Raw genomic sequence first — 24,250 nt, forward strand, 5'->3', positions numbered from 1 at the left:
CAATGGCACAGCTGCACGGGAACGCACCGACGAACACCACCCCGGAAGGGCACGCGGGCCTCGGCCGCCTCATCGGCGCGGGCCTCATCCTCGTAAGCGTCGTTCTCCTGGCCCTCGGCGCCTACCTCGGCCCGTACTCGTACGCCACCTCCACACCGGGCAAGCTCACCGTCGAGACCTGCACCGTCGACTACAAGTACCGCTCGAGTTCGTCGAGCACCTCCAGCAGTTCGCGAAAGCAGACCAAGACCAAGTGGTGCTACGGCACTTTCACCACCGCCGACGGCACCACCAAGGACCTCAACGCCGAACTCAGAAGCGACGCCCTGTACCAGCGCGGCGACGTCCTCGACGCCGTCAAGACCGGTGACACGTCCTACCAGCAGGATCACGGCTGGGTCGGCGCCATCGCCGTCGGCTGCGCATGGTGGTTCGGCGCCATCGTCCCCCTCGGCATCGGAATCCTCGGCATCACCACCGGCTTCGCCTTCGGCGGCACCGCCGACTTCCGCCGCGCGAAGGAGGCCGCAAGCCAGCGCCTGCTCGGCACCGTGTTCGTGATGATCGCGGTGGGGGTGGTGGGGTTTGTCGTCAGCCTGTTGGTGACGTTCTTCGTGTGACGCGAGTTTGGACCGTACGTCGTACAGCGTTGGCTCCGTGAGGCGATTGTTCCGATGCGAATCGACAACAACCGCTTCAGGGGAGCCTCGCCGGCACCGAGGGACTGCCGCGCGCCCCACCATGAGAGTCAGACCTGGAACGGTCCCGAAGGAGGGACGGTGGCCGGTGCACCGCCGCCATTCCTACGCCGCCCCAGCAACACCAGAAGCAGCCCACCGATCAACATCAGGAGCCCCACACCGGCGGCGCCCAAACCGGTGAGCCACACTTCCTGCTCCATCGCCGGATGGGTCGTCCTGGGCGTACCCACAGGGGAGGCGAAGTGTTCCTTGCCCTCGTATTTCACCGGCACCGTCTTGTCGTCCGGCGGCGAGGCCGCAGCCTTCACAGCGGCGCCGGCATCGATCTGCCCGTGTCCGAGGAACGCATTCCACCCGCCCTGCGGGTGACGGGCGGTGCTGGTGAGGATCGCACGCGTCTGGGCGGGGGTGAGTTTCGGGTTGTGGGAGAGCATCAGAGCCACGACGCCGGAGGCAAGCGCAGTCGCTGGGGACGTGCCGTCAACCGCTTCGTAGCCGCCCGTGTTCTTCGCACTGGTGATGCCCGTGCCCGGCGCAGCCACTTCGTTGTACGTGTGCACGGTTGAGAACGTGGCGCGGGCCCCGCCTTGATTCGTCGCAGCCACTGCAATGGCCCCGGCGTAACCCGGTGGGAACGCCGTCTCATTGAGTTCGTCCCCGCTGTTGCCGGCCGCCGCGAGTACGGGCACCCCATGGCTCAGTGCATAGCCGATAGCCGCAACGTCGGCGCTATCCGCGTAATTGCCGACCTCGCCGCTTCCAAGGGACATCGAGATCACATCGGCGCCGTGGTCGACCGCGTAATAGATGCCCTCCACGATCGGACTTGGGCCGCGCTGCCGTTCGGCCTTTCCGTCGTCTGCCTCGTCCTGGTCGGCAATCACCCTGACGGACAGCACCTTGGCCTTGGGCGCGACCTTGAGCACGTCCGACGCCATTGCGGTGCCGTGCTTCCCCCAGTTGGGGCTCTCCGGGCCCAGACCGTCCTCGCGGTAGTCGGGGCCGGTGGTCACGCGCCCCTTGACCGCAGGGTGGTCAGCCACCACACCGCTGTCCAGGACAGCCACGGTGACACCTTCGCCCTGACTTAGCTGTTGCGCTGCTGAAAGGCAGCCCAGGGCATCGCCTTCCCACCCCAAAGGCGTGGTGGCGGCATGCGCGGCAGCCATGGGCAATGCACAGATGAGACCGGTCAGTGCAGCGCCGACGACGGCCGTCCTCGTACGTCGCTTGGTCACGATTCCGCACCCCCGAGCTGGAGATCATCCACGTGAAGTTCGAACATCCTGACCAGGATTTCCGCCTCGGCGTACCAGGACTCCCGGTCGGTCATCACTTCAGCTTCGTCTTCCGCCCAGTCGCCCGGCAGATTGCCGGCGAGCCGCCCGTTGACAGCACCCACGGTGGCAGCGACGGCGTAGGGCAGGTGTTCGCCGGCAGTTGCTTCCAGCGCCGACCCGTTTCGCCCGAACTTCTTCCACTCGGCGGCCGGAGTGCCTGGCACTGCCAACGGTGCCACCGCCCCCTCGTTCTCCATGCCTTCGAAAGCCTGCGCCAGCTCCACCTTCTTCGAGATGTCTCCGGGCAACACCACGAGTGCGATCGTCGCCACCACGTCCCCGGTCGGGTCGATATAGGTCGCGCGCAGCACGGCCTTGCATCCCAACCGCTCGGCGCTCGCACGCGTCTTCGCCGTCAGTCCCTTGCCACAGGACGTTTCAGGGGAGATGCCGAGCCGACGCCAGTACGCGTACTTGGGATTGGTGAGATCCCCAAGTCGCCCGTCACGGCCGCCAATGGTGTCCGGAAAGATGCTGTCGGCGGGTTCGTCCGACCAGATCGCCTCTCCGTACTCGGGATTGGCCAGCGTCTTGGGGCGGTATCGGAACCTGCCCCTGCCACTGCGGTTGCTGTGGCTGTTGCTGCCACCCCACTTGGTGGGGCGGCTGCCCATACGGGTTGGCGCTGCCCGGGTTTCCGGGCAGCGTCGGATAGGACATGGGTTTCCTCACACGTCTGCCGGTGAGGGGCATGATGCGCGGCTCGATCACGTGCGACAGAGGTCCACCCCCCTCGGCTGCCCTGCAACCGGGTTACACCTCTGGGCTCAGCACAGGAGCAACTCCCGCCCCCTCAAGCGCACCTTCCCCGTTCAGTCACGAGACACCTTATGGCGTTCGCTAACGCAGAGACACACCGCCCCGCGGGGCTTGCGGTGGCGCGGTCCCACGTTGCAATGCTGCAAGGGTGGTTGTCCGCTCCGGCCGCGACTCCCGTACCCGCTCACCTGGGGTCGTGAAGGTTCTGCGAACGGGCAAACCCTCGATCTGCTCTCACAGACCCGTTGGGTAGCGTGTGGCGACAGCAAGTTGACCTGCGCCTTTGCAAGACAGGGGGATGCCGGCGCCATGGGAGCGGGCTTCAAAGTAGACATATCCGAGCTGGACACGTTGGTCAGGGAACTCCACCGCAGTCAGGACGAGATGCGTTCGGCACTCAATGCTCTGCGTGACACCGGACCGAAGACCACCGGAAGCAAGGAACTCGACAACGCCTGCGACGAGTTCCACGACAGCTGGGACGACGCGATCACGAAGATCGCCGAGGGGACGCAGTCCATCGAAGACGGGCTGAAGAAGACACGCGACACCTACCGGGACGTCGAGACGGCCCTGCGTGACGGCTTCGCCGGGAAGGGCGGCACGCAGTGAGCGGCGACTCGTACCCCGCACTCGGCTTCGACCCGGCACCGGGAAGCCCCGGCAACGTGGATTCACTGGCTGCCCGCACCAAGAGAGCGGCAGCCGCGCTCGACAACGCACAGAACAGCATCAAGCGCCTGACGGGGAACGTCACTTGGGCTGGAGACGCCGCCTCCGCGTTCTCGAAGAAGGTCGGGGAGCTGCCCCGCTATCTGAAGGACAGCCAAGAGGCGATGAGCACGGCGTCGTCGGAGCTGACGAAGTGGCGCGCGGCGCTGGCCGATTACCAGAACACGGCCAGTACGTACGAGACACAGGCCAAGGAAGCCAAGGGCCAGGTCGCCTCCGCGGAGAAGGCCAAGGACACCGCGACGAGCCGCTACAACCAGGCAGCCTCCGATCCCGCGTTCCGCCTCGGCGGTCAGTACTTCACCGGCCCCGCTCTGCAGGACGCCCAGGCAAAGATCGACGCGGCGAGCGCGCGGCTGCAGCAGGCCGATGGCGACCTGTCGACGGCCTCCGTACGACTGGACCAGGCCGAGCGCGAGCTCGAGGAGATCATCAAAAGGGCTGAGCGGCTGCTCGAGGAGCACCAGTCTCAGGCCCGGGGCGTCGCGGGTCAGCTACGCAAGGCAACCGAGAACGCGCCCGATCCGGGGTTCTGGGAGCGACTTGGCGACCAGTTCCAGAAGCTCGGGCACGCCATCCAGGAGTGGTGTGCCCGGCACAAGGACCTGCTGAAGTCGATCGGCGACTGGCTGAGCAACATCTCCGCAGTCCTCGGCATCCTGGCGCTGCTGACCCTGTGGTGCCCCCCGCTTTCCGGGGCTCTCGCGCTGGCGAGTGCGGGCTTCTCTGCCGGCGCGCTGCTGGCCCATGGCGCCGCCAAGATCGGTGGAGCCGATATCGGGCTGATGGACCTGGCGGGTGACGCCCTCGGCATCGTTCCGGGCGCGGGATTCGCCAAGACAGCCATCACCGGCACGGCGAAGGTGGTGGTGCGCGCGGAGAAGGCGGGAGAGCTGGTGACCTCCGTCGACGGCGCGGCGAGGGCCGCTCGGCTGGGAAAACTCGTGGATGACGGAGTCGCAACAGCGGACGACTTCGGCCGAGCGGGGAACCGCATCCTCGGCCGCGCCGAGGGCCAGATCTTCGAGGCACAAGGCGCCGCGAACAAGGTGAAGCTCGCCTGGGAGAATTCGGTGGCCAAGAACATGGGTGCCTCGATGGGCGAGACCGGGCTGAACACCATCGTCGCCAACACTCCAGGGCTCAGGAACCTTGATTCCCTGCAAGCAGCGATACGTGCCGACGGAACCGTGGACCCGACCTCTTGGTGGTCGAAGGGCCCGCAGCTCGCGATGCAGGTGCCGGGCACTGTAAGCGGCATTTACGACAGCGTGACGGGAGAATAGTCATGGCCGCCACGCCGCACTCCGACTTGGCTGCGGACCCGGTCCTCCCATTCCCTTCGAGACTGGGACTTCTGTTGTGGTTCGTGCTGCAGTGGCTGCTCATCCCGGTGGAGTTCGTTGCCAAACTCGTCTGGCTGCTCATGGTCATCTTCGGAGATGGCCATGAGGACGATCTGATGCGGCTCCTCAACGCACCCGCCCGGTTCGTCTCGCCCGGCAAGCTGGCACTCCGCCTCTCTCGCAACCCAGCCAAGCACGAGGCGCACCTGGAGCGGGAGTTCGCCCGGCTCGCCGCAGAGATCGAGCGACAGCAATTCGGCTGGCGCACGACGATCTACCACTTCGTCACACTGGCCCCCATGCCTGACGGCGCACGCCTGAAGGGCGTCGCGCTGCATCCCCGTGAGTTCCGAGGGACCCCGGTCAGTGTGCTGACCCGCCTGGCACACAGGCACCACCTCGCCCTGGACGTAGCTGCAGATCTACGTCGTGGTGTGAGTCTGCGGCCAACCGACAGGAAGACGCTTTGATGTCCGCCCCTACTACCGAGCTGCACTTGGACATTCCCGGTGGCTTCCACTCACTGGGACTCGACTTGGACGACGAGGAGCGGCAGGAGCAACTCTGGTCCATCGCCGAGGAGGTCTGGCCGCACGGCACCGACTTCCAGCGCGAAGTCACCTTCCACTCCTACCGCGAGATGGCCGACCACGCCCTCGCCGGGAACTCCTTCTACGCCGGCTTCTGCCTGGACGAGGCACCGGACGGCCGCCTCACCACCGCTTCACTGCTGGCCCGCCTCGACCCGCTGGACGAACCTGACGCGGACCTTTCGGTGCGCGGCCTCTTCGAGGCGCTCTCCGCGAACGACAACAACACGGTCGAGGAGTTCCGGGTCCCTGCCGGGACAGGTGTTCTCGTCCTGTGCGGCCTCGAATGGCAGTCGGACGCCTCCGATGCGACGGCTCCCTCCCTGCCGCTGGCCAGGGCGGACGTGTACCTCCCGCTCCCTCGGATGCAACGACTCCTCGTCCTGAGCCTCACCACGCCCTCCCTGCCCGATCTCCCCTTCTACGTCTCGTTGTTGTCGAAGACCGCACACGATCTGACGGTGTCCAGCGGCGCCGGGGCCACCCCGTCCCCGGGCAGCGGCGACGAGCGAAGGAACAGCGCTGCCGAGCACGTGAGGGCCGACTTCGGATAGCAATCCGGGTTCGGGCCGGCCTTCCTGGCGTTCCCTCACCCGTCGAAGGACAGCACCGCCCGGGACCGATCATGCCGGTCCCGGGCGGATTCACTTCACGTCACAGCCCACAACGGTCCGCTCATCTCTGATACGGAAGCGGGTCGAGGTGACTCAACCGGAGCGGGAACGCGTCCGACATCCGGCTCCAGCCCTTGCCGCCGAAGTGGATCGAGCACCACGAACCGTCGACAAAACCGATCTCATGATCGCCGCCCACCACATCGCTGCGGTCCCGGATGCAGGTTACGTTGTGGAGATCCGTGGCCCATCCCACCTCGCTCGGACCGGGGTTGCCGGTGAAGGAACGGGCCTGGGACACGTATACAAGCTGTAGGCGGCGGTCGGTGACCTGCAGCATCACAGCCCTGTTGTTCTTGGTCCGAGGCAGCACGGCGCGGGCCAGATGGCCGGCCATGCTGTTCCAACCGCCGTGAAAGGGTTTGCCCGGCTTCTTCGGCTCACGCTCCGTGAACGCTTCGACGACCGCCTCGATCGGGTTCCAGGTGATCTCGTAGAGTCGTGCGAACCAGAACACGGGGAGCATGGCCCAGCTCCCGAGCGTGCGGCGCTCGGATCGCAGAGCGCGCGGGCGGCGGAAGTAGCCGGGCATCGGTGCTCTCTGGGCCAATGAGACCCCGTGATCGGCACGTAGTACCTCACCCGCCGGTACCAGCGCTCTTGCCCGCTCAACCGTCTCCCGGCCGCGCTCGGTCCTGCTCACCCGAAATCGTCCCTTACTGTCCTTGTCGCACTCGAAGGAGTCACGTCCGTACGCTCACGGAGACTCTGCGGATCGGGGCGCTGATGGTACTCGTAGCGCTCCTCCGCCACCCCCGGCCCGTCCTCCAGAAGACTCTCCTGGACCGCTCCGGCCGGATCCGCGCCGATGACGTCCTTGACGACACCCTTCACACCCTTTTTGACGACCTTGTAGCCCACATACATGGCAAGGTCGTTGGGATTGCGCACGGTTACTTCGTTGCCCAACTCGTCGCGCTTCTTCGTACCGCGAACGAAACGTCCGAGGCCGCCCTTGAAATGCTTGGGGCCCTTACGCAGCGCATTCCGGAGCTTCATCATCTTACGCAGCAGTTGCATGCGCTTGGCGATGTCTGCCAGGGCGTCCGCCAGTTTGGCGGTGATCCTCACGGCCTTCGCGGCCCTGTGGGCTATGCCCGCAGCCGCGATGAGCGGACCGATGGCGGCCGCGGCGCCCGCCGTCAGGAGCGAGAGGATGGCCGTGGTCGCAGCGGCCGCGAGCGCGACCTCCACGATTTCCACGATGAGGTCGAGCATCAGCTGTTCGGCAGCCGCGCACTCCTGAGCCGCCATCTCGAGGAGTTCGGCCATGGTGTCCATGTCCGAGGCCTCGCCCATGAGGGCTTCCTCGAACTCGGTCATCATGCCGTCGAACTTCCCGAACGCCTCGCCCTGCCACTGGGTGGCCAGCGTCCGGCGGTCGGCAACCAGGTCCTCGACCACACCGCGTAGGTCATTGGCGGACTTGCGCCACTGGATCGCCGTCTCGGCGAGGAGTTCGTTGTCCCCGCTGACCTGCTCGAGGAGTTCGTCCAGGTTGAACTGTTCGAGGATGCCCCGGATGATCTCGTCGAGAACACCTGCGAGCGGATTGCTCCAGTCCAGGACGAAGTTGATCCGGCTCAGGGCATCGCCCGCGACCTGTCCGGCGCCCATCAGTTGCCCCCGCCCATCATGCCCCGGTTCTGCATCTCCGTTCCGTCGTAGGCCTCTGCAGAGTCCTTGAGCGCGTCGGCTATCGCGTACAGCGTGTCAACCGCGTCGGTGAGGTCGTTGCCGGACTCCTTGCGCTGCGTGTCGTAGTCGGCCTTCAGCTCGTCCGACTGTGGCAGTTTCCCGAAAGTCTCCTGGGTGAGCTCCAGTTGCTGCGTACGGCTCCGAATGCTGTCCACCCGGCCGGCCGCAGCCTCGACAGCCTTCGCGTACTTACGCAAGGCGTCGCCCTCGACATCGAATCCCCCGCTCATAAGTCCCCTCATTTGTCGCGTACTTGGATGGTGGCGGCGATCCGCCGACCACGATTGGCTTCATTTGATCACGACACCCGGCCGTCACTTCGGCGACTCGAACTCGGATACCGCTCGCTGACTTACTGCAGTCCGGAAATCCGGACGGAACCCGCTACTTCACCCTGAACTCCAGTGCCGCACTCGGACCAAACGGGAGAAGCACCGACTAGAGATCCCCCTTGCGGCAAAAGGCAACCGGGAGCAGAGCGCTCGGGAGGGGGTGGTGGCCTGGACGGCCGAATGCCTCATACCTGTACCGCTGCTGCTGGTGCAGCTCGGGCGAATTCCGCGCGGCAGGCGTGGTCTACCGGCGCCCAGCGTTCGTCGGTGCAGGTCGATGTCATGATCCCGGCGGAGAGTGCGACGACCTCGTCGCACACCCCGCGAACGCAGAGAGAGGGGATCCGATACGCGCCCAGACCTGCGCACAGTGCCCGGCCGCAGCCGAACAGGGGGATTGTTGGGCTCTTGGAGCACGAACCGAACATCGTTGGTGCACGCGGTCAAGAGCTACTCGGCCGAGTACGGCGGCGGCCTCGCGTCAGGGCCCGGCCCACTGCTGCGTCAGTTCGGCCTATGCCCTCCTCGAATGAGAACGGGCTCCGCTGTCTACTGCCCGTGATTCGGGGGTTGTTGCGTGTAGGGGTTGGGGTACTGAGGCGCCTGCCCAGGAGGAGTGGGCTGCCCCTGCTGAGGAGCTGAGGGGTAAGGCGGCTGAGCAGGCGGGAACCCCGGCTGCTGGGGCGGGTATCCCATGTGCTGCGGTGGACCTCCGGCACCGTAATTCATCTGGCCGGGAGCCGAGTTGCGGCGGCTGCGTAGCACTACGAAGACAACTACGGCGCCGACTACGGCTCCAAGGCCGAGAACACCAACTACGACGACGATGGCACCCATCGATGGGAACCCCTTCTCCTTTTTGACAACCAGGTCACTCTTCTCGACGCCATCTCGTCGGCAACGGACCGAGAATTCGGATCCGACAACTCCGAGTTCAGAGTCCCGTTGGATTCACCTCTGCGGTAGGCGCACCCTTTCGCGGGAACCGGATGCGCCTCTAACTGCCACAGACGAGAAGGGCTTGCCCCTTAGCGCCCTTGCTGCGGGGGCTGCTGAGTGTACGGGCCGGGATGCTGCGGGGCCTGCCCCGGAGAGGCAGGGTACCCCTGGTTCGAAGCGGGGCCCGGGTACGGCTGCGGGGTTGACGGGTAGCCGGGGTACTGCGATCCTCCGCCGCCGGAACCGGGGCCACCATTGCCGCCGTTGCGGCGGTTGCGGAGCACCACGAAGGCGATGGCGCCGATTACCACGACGACTGCGACACCACCGGCGACAAGGAGGAGGCTGCTGGAGGAGGAGGACTTCTTCTTCTTTTTGGCCTGCGTCGACGTATCGGTCCCGTTGGCCGCCTCGCTGGAGGTCGAGGTGGAGGACTTGAGCTGGCCGAGAGGGTTCTTCTTGGGGCCGGCGGGGATGTCCATCGTGAGCGCCGAGTAGGGGCGGACGATCCCGTAGCCGTACTCCTCGTCGGGCGCCTTCAACCCCTTGTGGTGTGCGAAGGTGGCCGTCTTGATCAGGCGGTTGATTACTTGGCCTGCCGTGAGGTCGGGGTACTTTGATCGGACGAGGGCGGCGGCGGCAGATACATAGGCTGTGGCATCCGAAGTACCGTTTTGCAAGCTGTACTGCTGCGATCGAGTCGGATCTGCTGCGAGAACCTCGACACCAGGAGCCATAAGGGCCAGCCCCTTTCCGGTGTTTGAGCCGTCCCAGCGATTGGCGTCCTGGTCGATAGCGCCAACGGCGACAACACCAGGTAGCGCAGCTGGCTCGTCGACTGCGATGGAGCCGTCGTTCCCTGCGCCTGCAACCACAACAACGTCGTGAGCTTGCGCATAGGCGATTGCCGCCCGGCCGTCGCTCAGTGTCTTGCCACCATCATTGGCGAAGGAGAGATTGATGACCTTCGCACCCTGATCCACTGCATACCGAACCGCTGCTGCCCAGGTCTCGTCATGAAGTGCGTCCTTCTCCGTCTGGAGAGCACGTAGTGGCAGGATCTTCGCTTTCGGCGCGAGTCCTACCATGCCGGACGAGTTTCCCGAACCGTGGCCGTGGCCAGCAATAATGCTGGCCATACCCGTCCCGTGTCCGAGCTTGTCTTCTTGAGCGTTATCTCCGCCAGTGAAGTCTTTCCCCTCAAGGACCTGGCCCGTCAGATCAGGGTGACTCGCGTCGACTCCCGAGTCGACAACCCCAACGGTAACGCCCTGTCCTTGGGATTCAGCCCAAACGTCTTCTACCGCGAACGCGTCCAGGACCCACTGTTGGTCTCTGACGTAGTCCGCGGACGCGGTTGGTGCAGTAGTGAGGAGCAAAGCTCCTGTCAGCGCCACGACTCCCGCCGCAGACCGGACTCGCTTGAAACTCACTGCTTTGCTCCTCACTCAACCACGACTGGTTACGCCAGTCTTCATACAAGCGAGCCGCACGCTCTCCGTGCGGCTCGCTTCGTGTGCTACTCGATGGTCCGCGGTACGTTGCGGTTGCGATCTTCTTCCGAGATCCAGGTTTCCTCGTCCTCGACCAGGTAGTCGGGACGGTCACCCCGGCTGTTCTCGTCCTCGGGCCGACGTCCGTTGCGACCACCCATGCCGCCCATGCCACCGGCCATGCCACCACGCTGGGTTCCACCGCGGCTGCCGTGCAGACCCGCGCCGCCGCCGGCGCCCTTGCCGGCAATTCCCTTGGCCGCGCCAACGACACCGCCACGGGCCTTCGCCAGGGCACCACGACCGCCGGCAGCAGCGCCACCCCGGCCAGCCGCACCGGCTCCACCGCCACCCATACCGCCCATACCGGCTCGGCCACCGGCGCCACGACCTGATGCCGCGCCGCCTCCAGTCATACCACCGCGACCGCCCATTGCTCCGATGCCCCCACGCCCGGCCGTGGCTCCACGGCCGAAGCCAGAACCTCCGCCAGGTGCCATGATGCCTGGGCCCTGAGAACCGCCGGTACCAAGCCCGCCGCCGCCACCGCCTCCCACGCCGGTGCTGGGTGCCGGACCGGGCCCCGTCAGACCAGGCGTGATGCTGTCCACCTTCGTCTTGGCTGTCGGGAGTTGCGTGCCCCCAGTGATGCCCTGGTCACGGGGGACGGCGGGAGCTGGCTTGACAGTAGCGGTCGGGCCGGCGCTCCACGGCTTGGGGGCTGCGCCTGACGCCCCTGGCCGGGATGCCCCTCCCGTAGGTGGCGTGACTGGCGGCGGGTACTCCACGTCACGGTTCGGGTCCTTGATGTTGCCCTTGTCATCCGTAACCGGACGATTCCTATCCAGATTTCCCTTAACCCGGATGTACTGGGCCGCAAGGTTCTCCATGACGGCCACGCCGTTGAGTTGTGCTTCACGGCTCGCGCCGATCTTGCCTTCGTTGATCTCCGCTACTTCTTTGGCGGTCAGCTTGCGATCCTGAAGATCGCTTGCGACTGCTTCGCCGTTGTCCCACTTCCAGTCGCTGAGAGCGTCGCCGACCTTGGCCCAGCCGCTAGGCTCTTCGATTTCGTCCAGCTGCGCCTTGAATCTGCGCAATTGCGACCCAGCGTCAGCCATCTGACCGCTGTTGAGATCGGCGTGCCACGCTGCATTCCTGATGCTCTGAGAGATTTCTCGAGCCTTCTTCTCAAAGCTCCGAGCAGCATCCCCTTCCCAGTGCTCCAGGACATTGTCGACCGCCTTGTCGAGCAGCGCTGCGATGCCACCGCCCTCGCCACCGGAAAGAATCTCGTTGACCTTCCCCCAGTGACGACCGACCTCCTCGATGGCCCCGGGGTTAGTGCCCTCAAGCATCTGCTTGAGTTCTTTCAACGAGTAGTCGATGAACTGAGTCTTGGTCTGAGGTCGCTCAGGGTCCGCAACGCAGGTGTCATTCACGATTTCGGGCTTGGGCAGGTCCTTTTCACCAGCCATTTTTGAACTCCTCCCTCTAACAGGTGATTCTCGATCGGACTACCTTGCAAACGAGCCGCTCGAGCTCCCCGTGTCACCACCCATTTGGTTCTTGTTCGCGTACTCCTGCTCGGTGTACTTGTCCTTGACCTTGGAGGTACTCGTGCCGAACTTATCGATCAGCCCATGCAGACTCTTGATCGCAGTTTCAAGATCGGTCTTCATGGTCCCGTGGGCCGCATGCAGATCCCCGGCCTCCCTGAAGAGGCACGTGTTCCCGAACGCATCCATCGGGATCTCCGTGTTATACCGCGACGTCTGCCCGGCCTTATCCATATCGTCCAGCAAGGTCCAGAGCTTCCGGATGACCTCATCCATCGCGCTCAGGTCAACCCGCATCCCGTTACTCATACCCCGTTGTCCTCTCCCCTGTTCCTCAAGTTGTCAGCACCCACTCGGTGCTCAGTCATCGCCCAAGTCGACCGGCGGGCGCACCGGCCCGGCCGACCCTCCGACTACGCCAGTCCCGCACAGCAACCCCGCTCCCCGCAACCACCAATGCAAGAGCCAGCCCTGTGCCCAACACATAGATGGCCACCCGGCGTTCGCGCTCCGCCTCGGTCTCCCCCATCGTCACTGCCATGGGGATGACGCCACCCGATCCGGCCGTCACCGGCGGATCCGGTGTCGGGGACGTGCCCGGTGTCGATGTCTCCGACAACGCGGCTACCGGGTCGACCACTCCCCAGCCGATGTACTGGTTGGGGCCTCGTCCCGGACGCTGGGCCGTTTCCTCGATGCGGGTGGCGATCTGCGCCGCGGTCCAGTCCGGGTACTTCTGCTTCAGGAGGGCCGCGACGCCCGCGACGTATGGGGCCGCGAAGCTCGTGCCGTCGGCGGTGCACTGGCCGCCCAACGGGACCGTGGAGACCATGCCGACGCCAGGTGCCGCGACGTCAACCATGTCGCCCGCCTGCGAGAAGAAGGCGCGTTCGTCGTTGCGGTCGGAGGCGGCCACCGCCAGGACGCCCGGGTACGAGGCGGGGTACGTGTTCGCCGGCTTGCCGTCCGCTCCGTCGTTGCCGGCGGCCGCCACGATCAGGGCTCCGTCGCCCACCGCGTTGGCCACGGCACGACGCAGACCCTCGTTGTCTTCCTTGTTCGCGGTGTCCGAAGAGATGTTGATGATCTTCGCGCCCGCGGCCACCGCGGCGGCGATCGCCTGGGACATCGTCTCCGAGTTGCCCTGCTTGTCCCCCTCTCCGCCCGTGTAGCGGTAGGAGAGGATCTCGGTGTCCGGCGCAATACCAACGAAGCCCGTGCCCTTGAGCGGGCGGGCGCCGATGATGCCGGCGACCCGGGTGCCGTGGCCCTCAATGTCCTTGGTGGCGGAACCGCCGACGTAGGACTTGCCGCCTGACACGGCACTGCTCAGCTGCTTGTTCGACCTGTCGACGCCCGTGTCGATCACCGCGACCTTGACGTCCTTGCCCGTCGCCTGTTCCCACAGCTGGTCCAGGAGGATCCGCTGGAGTGACCAGGGCGTGGACTTGATGACGTTGCCGCCGAAGGCGCATTCCGTGCTGGCCGACAGGCCGAACTCGGGGGCGTCGGAGGAGCCGGAGCCACCCGAGGCGGAGTCCCGCGAGTCCGCGAGGCGGGTGGGCGTCGTCGTGTCCGTCGGTGCCGACAGCGCGGGCGGCGCCGACGCCACGCAGATCCCCGTCACCGCGAGCACGCCGAAAACCCGCTGCAGTGCGCGGGTTCCACTGGTTCGGCTACGCGTGCGGACTGTGCGGCCCGTCACGTTCAGGCCCCTCATGTTCAGGCCCCCAGGGCTTCCTTGCTTCCTTCGAAGCTGGGTCATGTGTGTGTCACGGGTGTTGCGGTGGGTGTGAAGGTTCGCGGGATTTGCCGTGTGCTCATCCGGAGCGGATCCGTCCGGTTCCGGAGAAGCTGTGTACGACCCCGAAGCAGAGGTCGGCCCAGCGGACGCCGTGGCGTCGGCTGGGCCGATTTCCCTCATCTCAAATCCCTCGGGTCGCCTACGGGCTCAGCCCCAGGTGCCGGCGTTGCTCTTCTCAGTGGCCTGGTAGTTCTCGGCGGCGCTCTGCAGGGCCGTCGAGATCTTCAGCAGGGTCGCGTGCAGGTCCTGGGCGGTCTTGTCCCATTCGCGCTGCTTACGCTGGTAGCCCTCCTGCGCCTCACCTTCCCAGGTGCTGGCGACACGCTTGACCGCGGCCTCGAGGTCGTCGAGCTGCTGCTTGATGCGACCGGCGGTGGACTTCACGTCGGTGGACGCATTGGTGATGGTTGCGTAATTGACGAGGATCGACATCGTCATTCCCTTTCAGGAAGAATCGGAGGAAATCTGTGGAGTCTTGAACAGCACGAACAGCAGAGATGTGCCGACTGAAACGGCTCTATCAGCCGAAGTCGGACATGATCTTGCTGATCTCCGCGTTCTGCTGCTCTTCCGAGGCGGAGTAGTTGCTCCGCGTGGAGTCCACGGCTTCCTTGATGTCGTTGAGGATGTCGCTCATCCTCTTCGCGTCCGCGTTCCAACGATCCTGCAGCTGGCGGTAGGACTGCGCCGCCTGGCCCTTCCAGCCGCCGGCGATCTGGTCGATCACTCCGTTGAGGCGGCGGATCTCGCCCTGCAGCTGACCGTTCGCAGTGCTGATGTCGCCGGAGAGCTTGGTGAGTTCGTCCTCTGTTACCCGGAACTGGCCGGCCATGATGAACCTTCCCCCATGTCGTCGTTATCCGGGGACCAACGCGGGTACCCGGAGGAGCTTCGCACGCTTGAGCGCTGCAAACACTCTATCGTCAGCCTGTCACTCAACCACAGGCAAGACCAATCAGTTACACGGCTCACACACTTGGGCGATCATCTCGTGACTGTCTGGCCGTCTTACTCTCAAGTGCTGTTGCCCGCTTGCCCGTTGGCATATCGCCGGCTCGGGCCGCCGCCAGGGGCCGCGGGACAGTGCCCCCGGGCCCCAAGGCGCGACCATCATCACGTCACTGACTCTGCGGCTGCGCCGCACTCCCCGTGTCCAGCATCGGCCCCTTCGGGATGAAGGTCGCCCACGTCTGCGGCACGATCGCCATGTTGGAGTTGGAGACGGCCTCGTAGCCCAGCCGCGTGCGTGCCTTGTCCGTCTCGCTCGCGTCGCCCTGCGAAGCCCCGCTCGCGGCCGACGCGGCGGAAGCGCTGCCGCTTGACTTCGCACCGCTGTCGTTGTTCGTCGGCAGGGAGTACCGCAGGCCCGTGTCCGTCAGCAGGTACACCGCACCGCCACCGGCCTCCGTGCCGACGATCTCCCGGAAGAGCAGGCCCGAGCCGGACGAGACGTAGGCGCCCAGCGAGTCGGCGATGACCTTCTTCGGGTACGCCGAGCCGGCCCAGGCCGCGAGTTCCGGCTTCCTGTCCGCGCCGATGCCGCCCTTGTAGACGCTGCACGAGGTGGTGCGGGCCTCGCCGCTCGCCGCGTCGGTGGAGTTGGCCTGCGCCAGGACGGTCTGGGGCCAGCCCTTGTCCTGGTAGAAGGTGTCCGCCCGGCCGCCGTTGGCGTCGATGATGTCCGAGGTGCTGACCACGGTGTCGTCGCGGGCGTCCGCCCCGGTCGCCAGCTTGAGCAGGTCGGCCACGAGAGGCGTGATGGCCGCGATCTCGTCCTTGAGGACGACGTAGTACCGCTCGCCTCCCGCGTCGTTCGCCTTGAGCACGCTGCCCACCGTGCTCGCCTCCGCGGGGAGCCCTTGGACCGAGGTGGCGTTCCCGGCGCCAGGAACCGTCGGGAAGGTGAGGACGCCGCCGTCGTTGAAGGTGCTCAGCCACTCCGGGCTCACCGACTGCGGCTCGGCCTCACCACCGATGACGGCGGCGCGCAGCTTCTCCATGGTGGTGACGTCGAGGCCCGGGCGGCCCAGCAGGAAGCGGGTTCCCTTGCCGTCGATCAGGTATTCCTGCTTCGTCTTGGAGTTGGCGACGTACAGGGCCTTGCCCGTGCCGACCTTCCCCGAGTTGTTGACCGACTTTGCGTCGTCGGTGTCGAGGACGAAGACGGCGCGGTCGATGGCGTTGGCCGACCCCGGGGCCGGCCGCTCGCACACCGCCCAGGTCTTCTCCTCCTCGGCGTCGCCCTTGGCGGGCAGCCGGTCGGGGGCGTACGGGATGCCCAGGGTCGCGCCGTGCGGGATGCCGCTCTTGTCGATCTCCTTGCCGGGGACCTCGATGACGCTGCCCTTGCCCTTGTCGAGCAGGAGCTTGGCGGACGCGTAGTTGAGGACCGGGTGCAGCGTCTTCGTCTTGTCGCCGTTGGACGCCTCGTCGTTGAGGATGACGTAGCGCGTCGTGGAGTCGCTGTCGACGATGATGTACTCGCCCGGTGTGTCCCAGCCCTTGGGTGCCGCGGGCTTGATCACGCCCCACGCGATGAAGCCGATGACCAGCACCACGCCCACCGCGAGACTGGGCATCACGGTACGAACGGGACGCGGCGCGCCCTCTTCGGATCCGCCCGGCGACGGCGCCAGGAACGCTGCGACAGTGCGCTTGCGAGCGAACGTGTAGGCGGCGAGCTCATCCCGACGCTGCTTTGCCATGGTCCCCGTATCTCCCGTTTGTGATGCTCGATCGTGATGTGAGATTCGATCGCGGTTGTGTGCTCAAACGCGTCAGTGATGCTCGGTCGTGCTCGAAAGGCCGGTCCCACAAGCCCGGTTCGACCGGTCCCGTACGACCGATTCGGCCGGTCCCACAGGAGCGGTCCGGCTGCCTCGCAAGGCCGGTTCGGCCGCCTCACAAGGCCCGTTCAGCCGCGCAGGCACCCGCGCAGGGACCTACTATGCCTTGCGCCACGCGGCCACGATCCATCAGGTGCGCGGCCGCCCCCGCATCTTCACAGAGCTTCACCGCAGCGCTCCACCATGCGGGGCCGGTCCATGACAGGGTGTCCACCTGGGGTTTGGGTGTCCCCTGTGTCGCCTGGTGTTGTGCAGCGGGTACCGTGAGCCACCCGCATGGATGTTGTGGGCCAACGGTGCCCCTGGCCCGTCGCGGGGATCCCGGACAGCGGATCCCGCCCGACCGACGGCCACTACTTCGCGAAAGGGATGTCCCGGGGGATGACCAGCGCTACGAGCACTCGGCGCGGACGCCGCGCACCGCAGCAACAGGGAGGTCCGGGCGGCAGACGTACGTCCGCTGCCCCGGCCGCGCCCGCCGCCGCGTCGCCGCGCACGCTGCCCCGCCCCGGCGGACTCGGTCCGGTACGGCTGCAGCAGCTCATCCTGGTGGAGCTCGCGGCGGCGGTCATGCTGGCCGCCTGGGTCGCCGACGCCTCCTGGCTGCTGGCCCCGGCCGGTGCCGTGGCGGCGCTGCTGCTGCTCCTGGCCGTACTGCGCCGGGGCCGCCGTCCGCTGCCCGAGTGGTACGAGACGACACGCGCGCTCAGGCAGCGTCGCCGCGACGCCAAGCAGCCCGTGCCGCCCGGAACGGACGCGATGCTGGCGCCGGTCGTGGAGTGCGACCCCGCCCTGCGGACGTACTCGTTCGTGTCCCGCGACGACCGTTCGATCGGCATGATCGGCGACGGGACCTTCCTGACCGCCGTCCTCTTCGTGCAGCCGGCCGACGAGCCGCTGCGCCCCGCCGCCGCCGGACGGCAGCTGCCTCTGCGGCTGATCCAGGATGCCCTGGAGGTCGACGGGATCCGGCTCGCCTCCGTGCAGGTCGTGCAGCACACCCAGCCGGCGCCCGCGCCGCACCTGCCGCAGCAGTCGCTCGCCGCGCGCTCCTACGGCCCCCTCCAGGCGCAGGCCGGTTCCCCAGCGCTCCGGCTCACCTGGGTCGCCCTCAAGCTCGACCCGGAGCTGTGCGCGGAGGCCGTTCAGGCCCGCGGCGACGGTGTCCCCGGTGCGCAGCGCGCGCTGTTGCGCGTGGCCGACCAGCTGGCGAGCCGACTGGCCGGGGCCGGCTTCAAGGCGACGATCCTGGACGAGACCGAGCTGGTGCAGGCGCTGGCGACGTCCAGCTGTCTGAACCCGCGCGCCAACGCGCAGCACGGGCAGGACGGCCGGGCCTCCCAGCGCCGTACGGTCGAGGCGGTCCGCACCTGGCGGGTCGACGACCGGTGGCACACCACGTACTGGGTGTCCCGCTGGCCGCAGTTGGGCAACGGTGGCGTGGCGCTGCCCGAGCTGGTCACACGGCTCACCTCGCTGCCCCTGCTCGCGACGACGTTCAGCATGACCCTGAGCAAGGCCGGCAACCGGGGCGTCTCCCTCACCGGGCACGTCCGCGTCACCGCCCGCGGTGACGATGAACTCGGCCAGGTGGGGCGGGAGTTGGAGCGGGCCGCGAGTACCGCGAAGGTCGGTCTGGTCCGTCTCGACCGGGAGCAGGTTCCCGGCGCCCTCGCCACTCTGCCGCTCGGAGGTACGTACTGATGTCCCACCCCGCCACCATGCCCCCGGGGCAGCAGGGCCGGGCCCCCGGGCGCACTCCGGCACACGTGGCCTCCCCCTCCGACACCGGCATGATCCCGATCATCCGGCAGCCGGAGACGCAGCAGCAACGCCGCATCTTCAGCCCCGGCTTCGGGCTGCGCGGGCCGCGCCGCAACCGTCATGTCGTCAGCGCCGACGAGCTCGCCGCGATCAGCATGCCGCTCGGTGACGACGGTGTGATCATCGGCACCGACCCGGAGTCGCAGCCGGCCGTGCTCGGGCTGTCCCGTCCCACTCCCTTCGACATCGTGCTCGTGGGTGGCCTGTGGCTCGCCCAGGTGCTCGCGCTGCGCGCCGCGGCGACGGGTGCGCGGGTGGGCGTCGAGACCGGACGTCCGCAGGCCTGGCAGCAGTTGGCCCAGGCGGCCGGCGGCGGCCAGCAGTGCGTGACGGTGTACCCGGTGGGCCGCGTGCCCGCGCAGGGTCCGTCCGTGTCCAGTCCGGTCGTATTGTTCCGGGACTGCGGTATCCGCCCGCCGCGCGGTCGGGTGACGTCCGTGCCGTGGCAGGCCGTGGTGACGGTACTGCCCTTCGTCAGCGAGCACGCGCCGCGCTGGCTGTCCCAGGCCCATCTCGTCGGAATCCAGCGCATCTCGCCGTACGAGACCGAGGCCGTGCGGGACACCCTGGGCATCCCGGAGGACCAGCTCCAGCACCTGCCGACCCTGCATGACGGCGTCGCTCTGTGGTGCACTCGTAAGCACCAGAAGTTCGTCATGACCGACCCCACCGACGCGGAGACGGGCCTGCTCGGCGTGGCCCGCCGTATGGACTGACAGGTCGTCGTCCCCTGGGCGCGGCCCAACAAGGCCGAGCCCAGGGGGGTTTCCGTCCGCACCCATGAGGCTCTTCCGCCCACGCACCCGGAGCTATAGCGTCCGCGCCCATGGGGGCTTTTCCGTCCCGCCATGCGAGTGATTAGGCTTCTGGTGGTGCGGTGACGATCGCAGTCGAGTGGGACTCGCCACTCGGTCCGCCCGGCCGCGACGACGACCAGCTCAGCAGCAGTGGCTGACCAGGAGGCAAGCAGTGAACAGGGATCGGTCCGAGTACAACGGCGGGAGCCCTTCCTCGGACGGGGACGATCACGAGGTGGATCTCACCGGCGAGTTCGAAATCGTCTACACACCTCCCGCCTGGTACGCCCAAAGTACGCAAAGCGGTTCCTCGGCCGGTGGTCAGCAGGATTCCGGTCCGCCATCGCCACCACCGCCGACCGGTGCGCCCGTCGGGTCGCCCACCGGCCCGCCCGGCGGGCCCGCTCCCTACGCTCCCGGACCGGCGCAGCCACCGGCCCAGGGCATCCCTCAGCCGCCCGCGCAGCCGGCCCAGCCCTCCCAGCAGACTCCGGCTCAGGGCACGCCCAACACGCACCAGCAGGGCGGCCCCGCCACGGGTGGCTACGGCTTTCCGCAGCAGCAGTCCGCGCCGGACCCCGCGGCCGGCGGATACGGCTATCCCCAGCAGCCGGGCGCCGGTGCGCCTCAGCAGGGTCAAGGCCAGGACACGTCGGGTGGCTTCGGCGTTCCCCAGCAGCAGTCCGCGCCCGGTGACCCCGCGGCCGGCGCGTACGGCTATCCCCAGCAGGCTGGCCCGGGCGCGCCTCAGCAGGGCCAGGGCCAGGACACGTCGAGTGGCTTCGGCATTCCCCAGCAGCAGTCCGCGCCGGGTGACCCGGCGGCCGGCGGATACGGCTATCCGCAACAGGGGCAGGGTCAGGACACGTCCGGCGGCTTCGGCGTACCCCAGCAGCAGTCCGCGCCTGGTGGCCCGGCGGCCGGCGGATACGGCTATCCCCAACAGGGGCAGGGTCAGGACACGTCCGGCGGATTCGGCGTACCCCAGCAGCAGTCCGCGCCGGGTGACCCGGCGGCCAGCGGATACGGCTATCCCCAACAGGGGCAGGGTCAGGACACGTCCGGCGGATTCGGCGTACCCCAGCAGGGACAGAGCCAGGACACCTCCGGCGGCTACGGCGTCCCGCAGCAGGGTCACGACACGTCCGGCGGCTTCGGCGCGCCCCAGCCGGGACAGGGCCAGGACACCTCCGGCGGGTTCGGCGTGCCCCAACAGCACACGCCCGCCCAGCCCCCGGCTGCGGCTCAGCCCCAGACGCCTGCCCAGCCGCCCACCGCGCCCCAACAGCACACGCCCGCCCCGCCCCCCGGCGCCCCCGGCTTCCCCGTGCTGCGCCCGGTCGACCCCGACGCTCAGGGCGGACCGGCCTCGCCGGCCACCCCGGCAGCCGGCGTCCCGGTGGCGCCCGCGCCCGAGCAGCCCACACCCGCAAAGCCGGTGGCGGAGCCCGTGGCTGAGCCGGAGGCCGAGCTCAACCACGCCGCCGCCGACGCCGAGGCCGCGCGACTGTTCGGCGATGCCGACGACGACGTAGAGGCGGACGACGAGCGGAGCGACGAGGTGGAGTCGGCCGACTCCACCGGATCCGCGCCCGTCGCGGAGGTCGACGAGCCGGAGCACCACGCCCAGGCCGACGCCGACTCCCCCACTCAGGCCGCGCCCCAGAACGACCCCCCGGCCACCCCGGAAGCGGAGCCGGACGCAGAGGCCGAGGCGCAGGCCGCCCCCGCGCCCGCTGGTCCCGCACAGCCGCCCGCGGCCCAGGCACCGCAGCCCCAGGCTCAGCCGACCGGCCAGACCCCCATGCCGCCGCAGGCCCAGCCCACCGGCCAGGCCCCGGAGCAGCCGCAGGCCCAGCCCCACCCCAACCAGGCGCTCCCTCCGCTGCCTCAGGGCTTCACACCGGCGCAACCCGTCCAGGGAATGCCGCCGCATGCCGGACAACCTGACCAGCAGGCCGCCGCCGCTGCGCAGGCCGCCGGTTACGGCTACCCGCAGCAGGCCCCGCACGCCGGTCAGCCGCTCCCGGACCAGGCCGGCCACCCCGGTCAGCCCGGCCACCCGGGTCAGCCTCCGCACCAGCCCCCCGCCCAGGGCTCGTTCGGCCCGGCTCAGCCCCAGGCCCAGCCCGGATATCCGGCCCAGGGCGGCCAGCCCGCCCCCGCCGACCCACGGCAGGCGCATCAGCCCGGACAAGCTCAGCCCGGACACCCGCAGGCCGCCGGTTACGGCTACCCGCAGCAGGCCCCGCACGCCGGTCAGCCGCAGCCCGCACAGCCGCAGCCCCAGCCGACGCACCCCCAGGCCGACGGATACGGCTACCCGCAGCAGCCGCAACCCCCCGCGCAGCCCGGCTACGGCTACCCGCCCCAGCAAGGCGGTTACGGCTACCCGCAGGCAGCCCAGCCCCAACAGCCCGCGCCGCAGCAGCCCGCACCCCAGCAGCAGCCCCCGGCCCAGCCCCAGCAGGGCGGCGCCCCGCAGCAGCAACAGCATCCGCAGCAGAACCCCGCCGCCTACGGCCAGCCGGGCAATCAGGGCAACCAGGGCTGGAGCGCCCCGCCCGGACCTCAGGCCGGCCCCGGCGCGCCCCAGCAGCAGCAAGCCGCGCCCGGAACCCCGCTCGGCTACAACGCCGCCGTGGAGCTGTCCTCCGACCGGCTGCTGCGCAACCAGCCCAAGGCGCGCAAGAACAACCAGGGCCCGTCCCGCTTCAAGCTCGGCGCCAAGAAGGAGCAGGCGGAGCGGGAGCGGAAGCTGGGTCTGATCCGGACACCGGTGATGTCCTGCTACCGGATCGCGGTGATCAGCCTCAAGGGCGGCGTCGGCAAGACCACGACGACCATGTCGCTGGGCGCGACCCTCGCCACCGAGCGGCAGGACAAGATCCTGGCGATCGACGCCAACCCGGACGCCGGCACCCTCGGCCGACGGGTGCGGCGTGAGACCGGTGCCACCATCCGTGACCTGGTCCAGGCGATCCCGCAGCTCAACAGCTACATGGACATCCGCCGCTTCACCTCGCAGGCCCCCTCGGGCCTCGAGATCATCGCCAACGACGTGGACCCGGCGGTCTCCACCACCTTCAACGACCAGGACTACCGCAGCGCGCTCGACGTGCTGGGGCGGCAGTACCCGATCATCCTCACGGACTCCGGTACCGGCCTGCTCTACAGCGCCATGCGCGGTGTGCTGGACCTCGCCGACCAGCTCATCATCATCTCGACCCCGTCGGTGGACGGAGCGAGCAGCGCCTCGACGACCCTCGACTGGCTGTCGGCGAACGGCTTTGCCGACCTCGTCCAGCGGTCGGTCACCGTGATCTCCGGTGTCCGCGAGACGGGCAAGATGATCAAGGTGGAAGACATCGTCGCGCACTTCGAGACCCGTTGCCGCGGTGTCGTCGTGATCCCCTTCGACGAGCACCTCTCGGCGGGCGCCGAGGTGGACCTCGAAATGATGCGCCCCAAGACCCGCGAGGCCTACTTCGACCTCGCCGCGCTCATCGCCGAGGACATCGCGCGCACGCAGCAGGGCTTCGGCAACCCGAACATGCAGTACCAGCAGCACCCGCAGCAGGGCGGCTACCCGCCCCCGCAGCAGCAGCCCCAGCAGCCGTACCCCCAGCAGGGCGGTGCTCCGCAGCCGGGTCAGGGCTGGGGGCAGCCCCCGCAGCAGCCCGCGCCGGGCCAGGGCTGGCAGCAGCAGGCACCGCCGCCGCAGGACCCGCAGCAGGGCCAGCAGCCGCAGCAGGGCGCCGTACCGCCCGGCTGGACCCAGCAGTAGCCCGTGCACAACGAAGGGCGGCCGGTACCCCTGAGGTACCGGCCGCCCTTCGGCGTCGTAGGAGCGGCTACTCGGCGGCCGCCACCAGCTCGCGGCAGCGCTTGACGTCCTGGGCCATCTGCTCCAGCAGGCCCTCCAGCGATTCGAACTTCGCCTGGCCGCGGACGAAGGCGAGGAAGTCGACGGCGACGTGCAGGCCGTACAGGTCCAGGCCCACACGGTCGATCGCGTACGCCTCCACCGTGCGCTCGGTCCCGTCGAACTGCGGGTTCGTGCCGACGGAGATCGCCGCCGGCATCACCTCGCCCTGGGCGTGCAGCCAGCCGGCGTACACGCCGTCGGCGGGGATGGCGGTGTGCGGGAGGGTCTCCACGTTGGCGGTGGGGAAGCCCAGCTCCCGCCCCCGCTGCGCCCCGCGTACGACCACGCCCTCCACACGGTGCGGGCGGCCCAGGATCTCGCCGGCGCCCTCGACGTCGCCCTGGGCGACCAGGCGCCGGGTCAGGGTGGAGGAGAAGGGCTCGCCGCCGCCGGCCTCGCCGGTCACGTACAGGTCGACGACCTCGACCTCGTAGTCGTAGATCTTGCCCTGCTCGGCGAGGAACTCGACGTTGCCCGCGGCGCGGTGTCCGAAGCGGAAGTTCGGGCCCTCGACGACCGCCTTGGCGTGCAGCTTGTCGACCAGGACCTTGACGACGAAGTCGGCCGGCGACAGCTTCGAGAACTCGGTCGTGAAGGGGAGGATCAGCACCGCGTCCACGCCCAGCTCGGCCATGAGGTCGGCGCGCCGGTGGTGCGGGGCGAGCAGGGGCGGGTGGCTGCCGGGGCGGACGACCTCGCTGGGGTGCGGGTCGAAGGTGACGACGACCGCGGGGACGCCAAGCTCACGCGCGCGGTCCACGGCATGCCGGATGATCAGCTGGTGCCCGCGGTGCACACCGTCGTAGGAGCCGATGGTGACGACGCTGCGCCCCCAGTCCTGGGGGATGTCCTCCAAGCCACGCCAGCGCTGCACTGTGCCTGCTCCTT

The 24,250-nt window shown here is 68.2% G+C and carries 21 protein-coding genes; 8 read left to right on the forward strand and 13 right to left on the reverse strand.

Going from position 1 to position 24,250, the window contains the following annotated elements; genetic code table 11:
• The first annotated feature begins 2 nt into the window (after positions 1–2).
• Complete coding sequence (locus tag ACZ7M7_RS33145) at positions 3–620, forward strand: hypothetical protein (protein WP_472123406.1); 618 nt, start codon at positions 3–5, stop codon at positions 618–620.
• A 128-nt stretch (positions 621–748) separates the two neighbouring features.
• Here ACZ7M7_RS33145 and ACZ7M7_RS33150 read toward each other — a convergent pair whose 3' ends face one another.
• Both ACZ7M7_RS33150 and ACZ7M7_RS33155 read right to left on the reverse strand, forming a co-directional pair.
• Positions 749–1,939, reverse strand: a complete 1,191-nt coding sequence (locus ACZ7M7_RS33150; protein ID WP_472123408.1) for a S8 family peptidase — start codon at positions 1,937–1,939, stop codon at positions 749–751.
• Complete coding sequence (locus ACZ7M7_RS33155) at positions 1,936–2,655, reverse strand: hypothetical protein (protein ID WP_472123411.1); 720 nt, start codon at positions 2,653–2,655, stop codon at positions 1,936–1,938. Before ACZ7M7_RS33155 ends, ACZ7M7_RS33150 begins: the two co-directional genes overlap by 4 nt.
• A 454-nt stretch (positions 2,656–3,109) precedes the next feature.
• Between ACZ7M7_RS33155 and ACZ7M7_RS33160 the strand changes: the two genes are divergently transcribed.
• The 4 genes from ACZ7M7_RS33160 to ACZ7M7_RS33175 are packed head-to-tail and all read left to right on the forward strand — an operon-like array spanning position 3,110 to position 6,022.
• Positions 3,110–3,412: a WXG100 family type VII secretion target gene (locus ACZ7M7_RS33160; protein ID WP_472123414.1), complete on the forward strand. Its 303-nt coding sequence runs from the start codon at positions 3,110–3,112 to the stop codon at positions 3,410–3,412.
• Entirely contained in the window at positions 3,409–4,818 is a 1,410-nt protein-coding gene (locus tag ACZ7M7_RS33165; RefSeq protein WP_451171279.1) for a putative T7SS-secreted protein, read from the forward strand. Before ACZ7M7_RS33160 ends, ACZ7M7_RS33165 begins: the two co-directional genes overlap by 4 nt.
• Before the next feature lie 2 nt (positions 4,819–4,820).
• Complete coding sequence (locus ACZ7M7_RS33170; protein WP_383628414.1) at positions 4,821–5,348, forward strand: hypothetical protein; 528 nt, start codon at positions 4,821–4,823, stop codon at positions 5,346–5,348.
• On the forward strand, positions 5,348–6,022 hold the full coding sequence (locus ACZ7M7_RS33175; RefSeq protein ID WP_472123417.1) for a hypothetical protein: 675 nt from the start codon (positions 5,348–5,350) through the stop codon (positions 6,020–6,022). Before ACZ7M7_RS33170 ends, ACZ7M7_RS33175 begins: the two co-directional genes overlap by 1 nt.
• 121 nt (positions 6,023–6,143) lie before the next feature.
• On the opposite strand, the gene ACZ7M7_RS33180 is transcribed toward ACZ7M7_RS33175, so the two are convergent.
• From ACZ7M7_RS33180 to eccB, 10 genes are all read right to left on the reverse strand, one after another.
• Entirely contained in the window at positions 6,144–6,674 is a 531-nt protein-coding gene (locus ACZ7M7_RS33180; protein ID WP_472123420.1) for a hypothetical protein, read from the reverse strand.
• A 107-nt stretch (positions 6,675–6,781) separates the two neighbouring features.
• A complete protein-coding gene (locus ACZ7M7_RS33185) occupies positions 6,782–7,759 on the reverse strand; it encodes a WXG100 family type VII secretion target (protein ID WP_383607316.1) in 978 nt (325 codons plus the stop codon).
• Entirely contained in the window at positions 7,759–8,070 is a 312-nt protein-coding gene (locus ACZ7M7_RS33190) for a type VII secretion target (RefSeq protein WP_383607317.1), read from the reverse strand. Before ACZ7M7_RS33190 ends, ACZ7M7_RS33185 begins: the two co-directional genes overlap by 1 nt.
• A 1,130-nt stretch (positions 8,071–9,200) precedes the next feature.
• On the reverse strand, positions 9,201–10,544 hold the full coding sequence (mycP, locus tag ACZ7M7_RS33195; protein WP_472123424.1) for a type VII secretion-associated serine protease mycosin: 1,344 nt from the start codon (positions 10,542–10,544) through the stop codon (positions 9,201–9,203).
• An 86-nt stretch (positions 10,545–10,630) separates the two neighbouring features.
• Positions 10,631–12,082, reverse strand: a complete 1,452-nt coding sequence (locus tag ACZ7M7_RS33200) for a hypothetical protein (RefSeq protein WP_472123427.1) — start codon at positions 12,080–12,082, stop codon at positions 10,631–10,633.
• Positions 12,083–12,121: 39 nt separating this feature from the next.
• Positions 12,122–12,472: a hypothetical protein gene (locus ACZ7M7_RS33205; RefSeq protein ID WP_406196470.1), complete on the reverse strand. Its 351-nt coding sequence runs from the start codon at positions 12,470–12,472 to the stop codon at positions 12,122–12,124.
• Between the two features lie 55 nt (positions 12,473–12,527).
• Positions 12,528–13,799, reverse strand: a complete 1,272-nt coding sequence (gene mycP, locus ACZ7M7_RS33210) for a type VII secretion-associated serine protease mycosin (RefSeq protein WP_472123430.1) — start codon at positions 13,797–13,799, stop codon at positions 12,528–12,530.
• 315 nt (positions 13,800–14,114) lie between these two features.
• Positions 14,115–14,405 carry a WXG100 family type VII secretion target gene (locus ACZ7M7_RS33215; protein ID WP_383607321.1) on the reverse strand — a complete coding sequence of 97 codons (291 nt, stop codon included), beginning with the start codon at positions 14,403–14,405 and terminating at the stop codon, positions 14,115–14,117.
• Positions 14,406–14,487: 82 nt separating this feature from the next.
• Positions 14,488–14,799 carry a WXG100 family type VII secretion target gene (locus ACZ7M7_RS33220; RefSeq protein ID WP_328422753.1) on the reverse strand — a complete coding sequence of 104 codons (312 nt, stop codon included), beginning with the start codon at positions 14,797–14,799 and terminating at the stop codon, positions 14,488–14,490.
• A 286-nt stretch (positions 14,800–15,085) separates the two neighbouring features.
• Positions 15,086–16,672 (reverse strand): type VII secretion protein EccB, encoded by a 1,587-nt coding sequence (eccB, locus tag ACZ7M7_RS33225; protein WP_472123433.1) that lies wholly within the window; start codon positions 16,670–16,672, stop codon positions 15,086–15,088.
• A gap of 522 nt (positions 16,673–17,194) precedes the next feature.
• Between eccB and eccE the strand changes: the two genes are divergently transcribed.
• The 3 genes from eccE (at position 17,195) to ACZ7M7_RS33240 (ending at position 23,221) form a co-directional block, all read left to right on the forward strand.
• Positions 17,195–18,517, forward strand: a complete 1,323-nt coding sequence (eccE, locus tag ACZ7M7_RS33230; protein WP_383607323.1) for a type VII secretion protein EccE — start codon at positions 17,195–17,197, stop codon at positions 18,515–18,517.
• A complete protein-coding gene (locus ACZ7M7_RS33235; RefSeq protein ID WP_427839669.1) occupies positions 18,517–19,353 on the forward strand; it encodes a hypothetical protein in 837 nt (278 codons plus the stop codon). The genes eccE and ACZ7M7_RS33235 overlap by 1 nt, the downstream gene beginning before the upstream one ends.
• 253 nt (positions 19,354–19,606) lie before the next feature.
• Entirely contained in the window at positions 19,607–23,221 is a 3,615-nt protein-coding gene (locus tag ACZ7M7_RS33240) for an SCO5717 family growth-regulating ATPase (RefSeq protein WP_472123436.1), read from the forward strand.
• 67 nt (positions 23,222–23,288) lie between these two features.
• On the opposite strand, the gene ACZ7M7_RS33245 is transcribed toward ACZ7M7_RS33240, so the two are convergent.
• Positions 23,289–24,236, reverse strand: a complete 948-nt coding sequence (locus tag ACZ7M7_RS33245; RefSeq protein ID WP_470945915.1) for a bifunctional riboflavin kinase/FAD synthetase — start codon at positions 24,234–24,236, stop codon at positions 23,289–23,291.
• Positions 24,237–24,250: the final 14 nt, after the last annotated feature.

It is taken from the genome of Streptomyces sp. NPDC111606 (genome assembly GCF_055656945.1).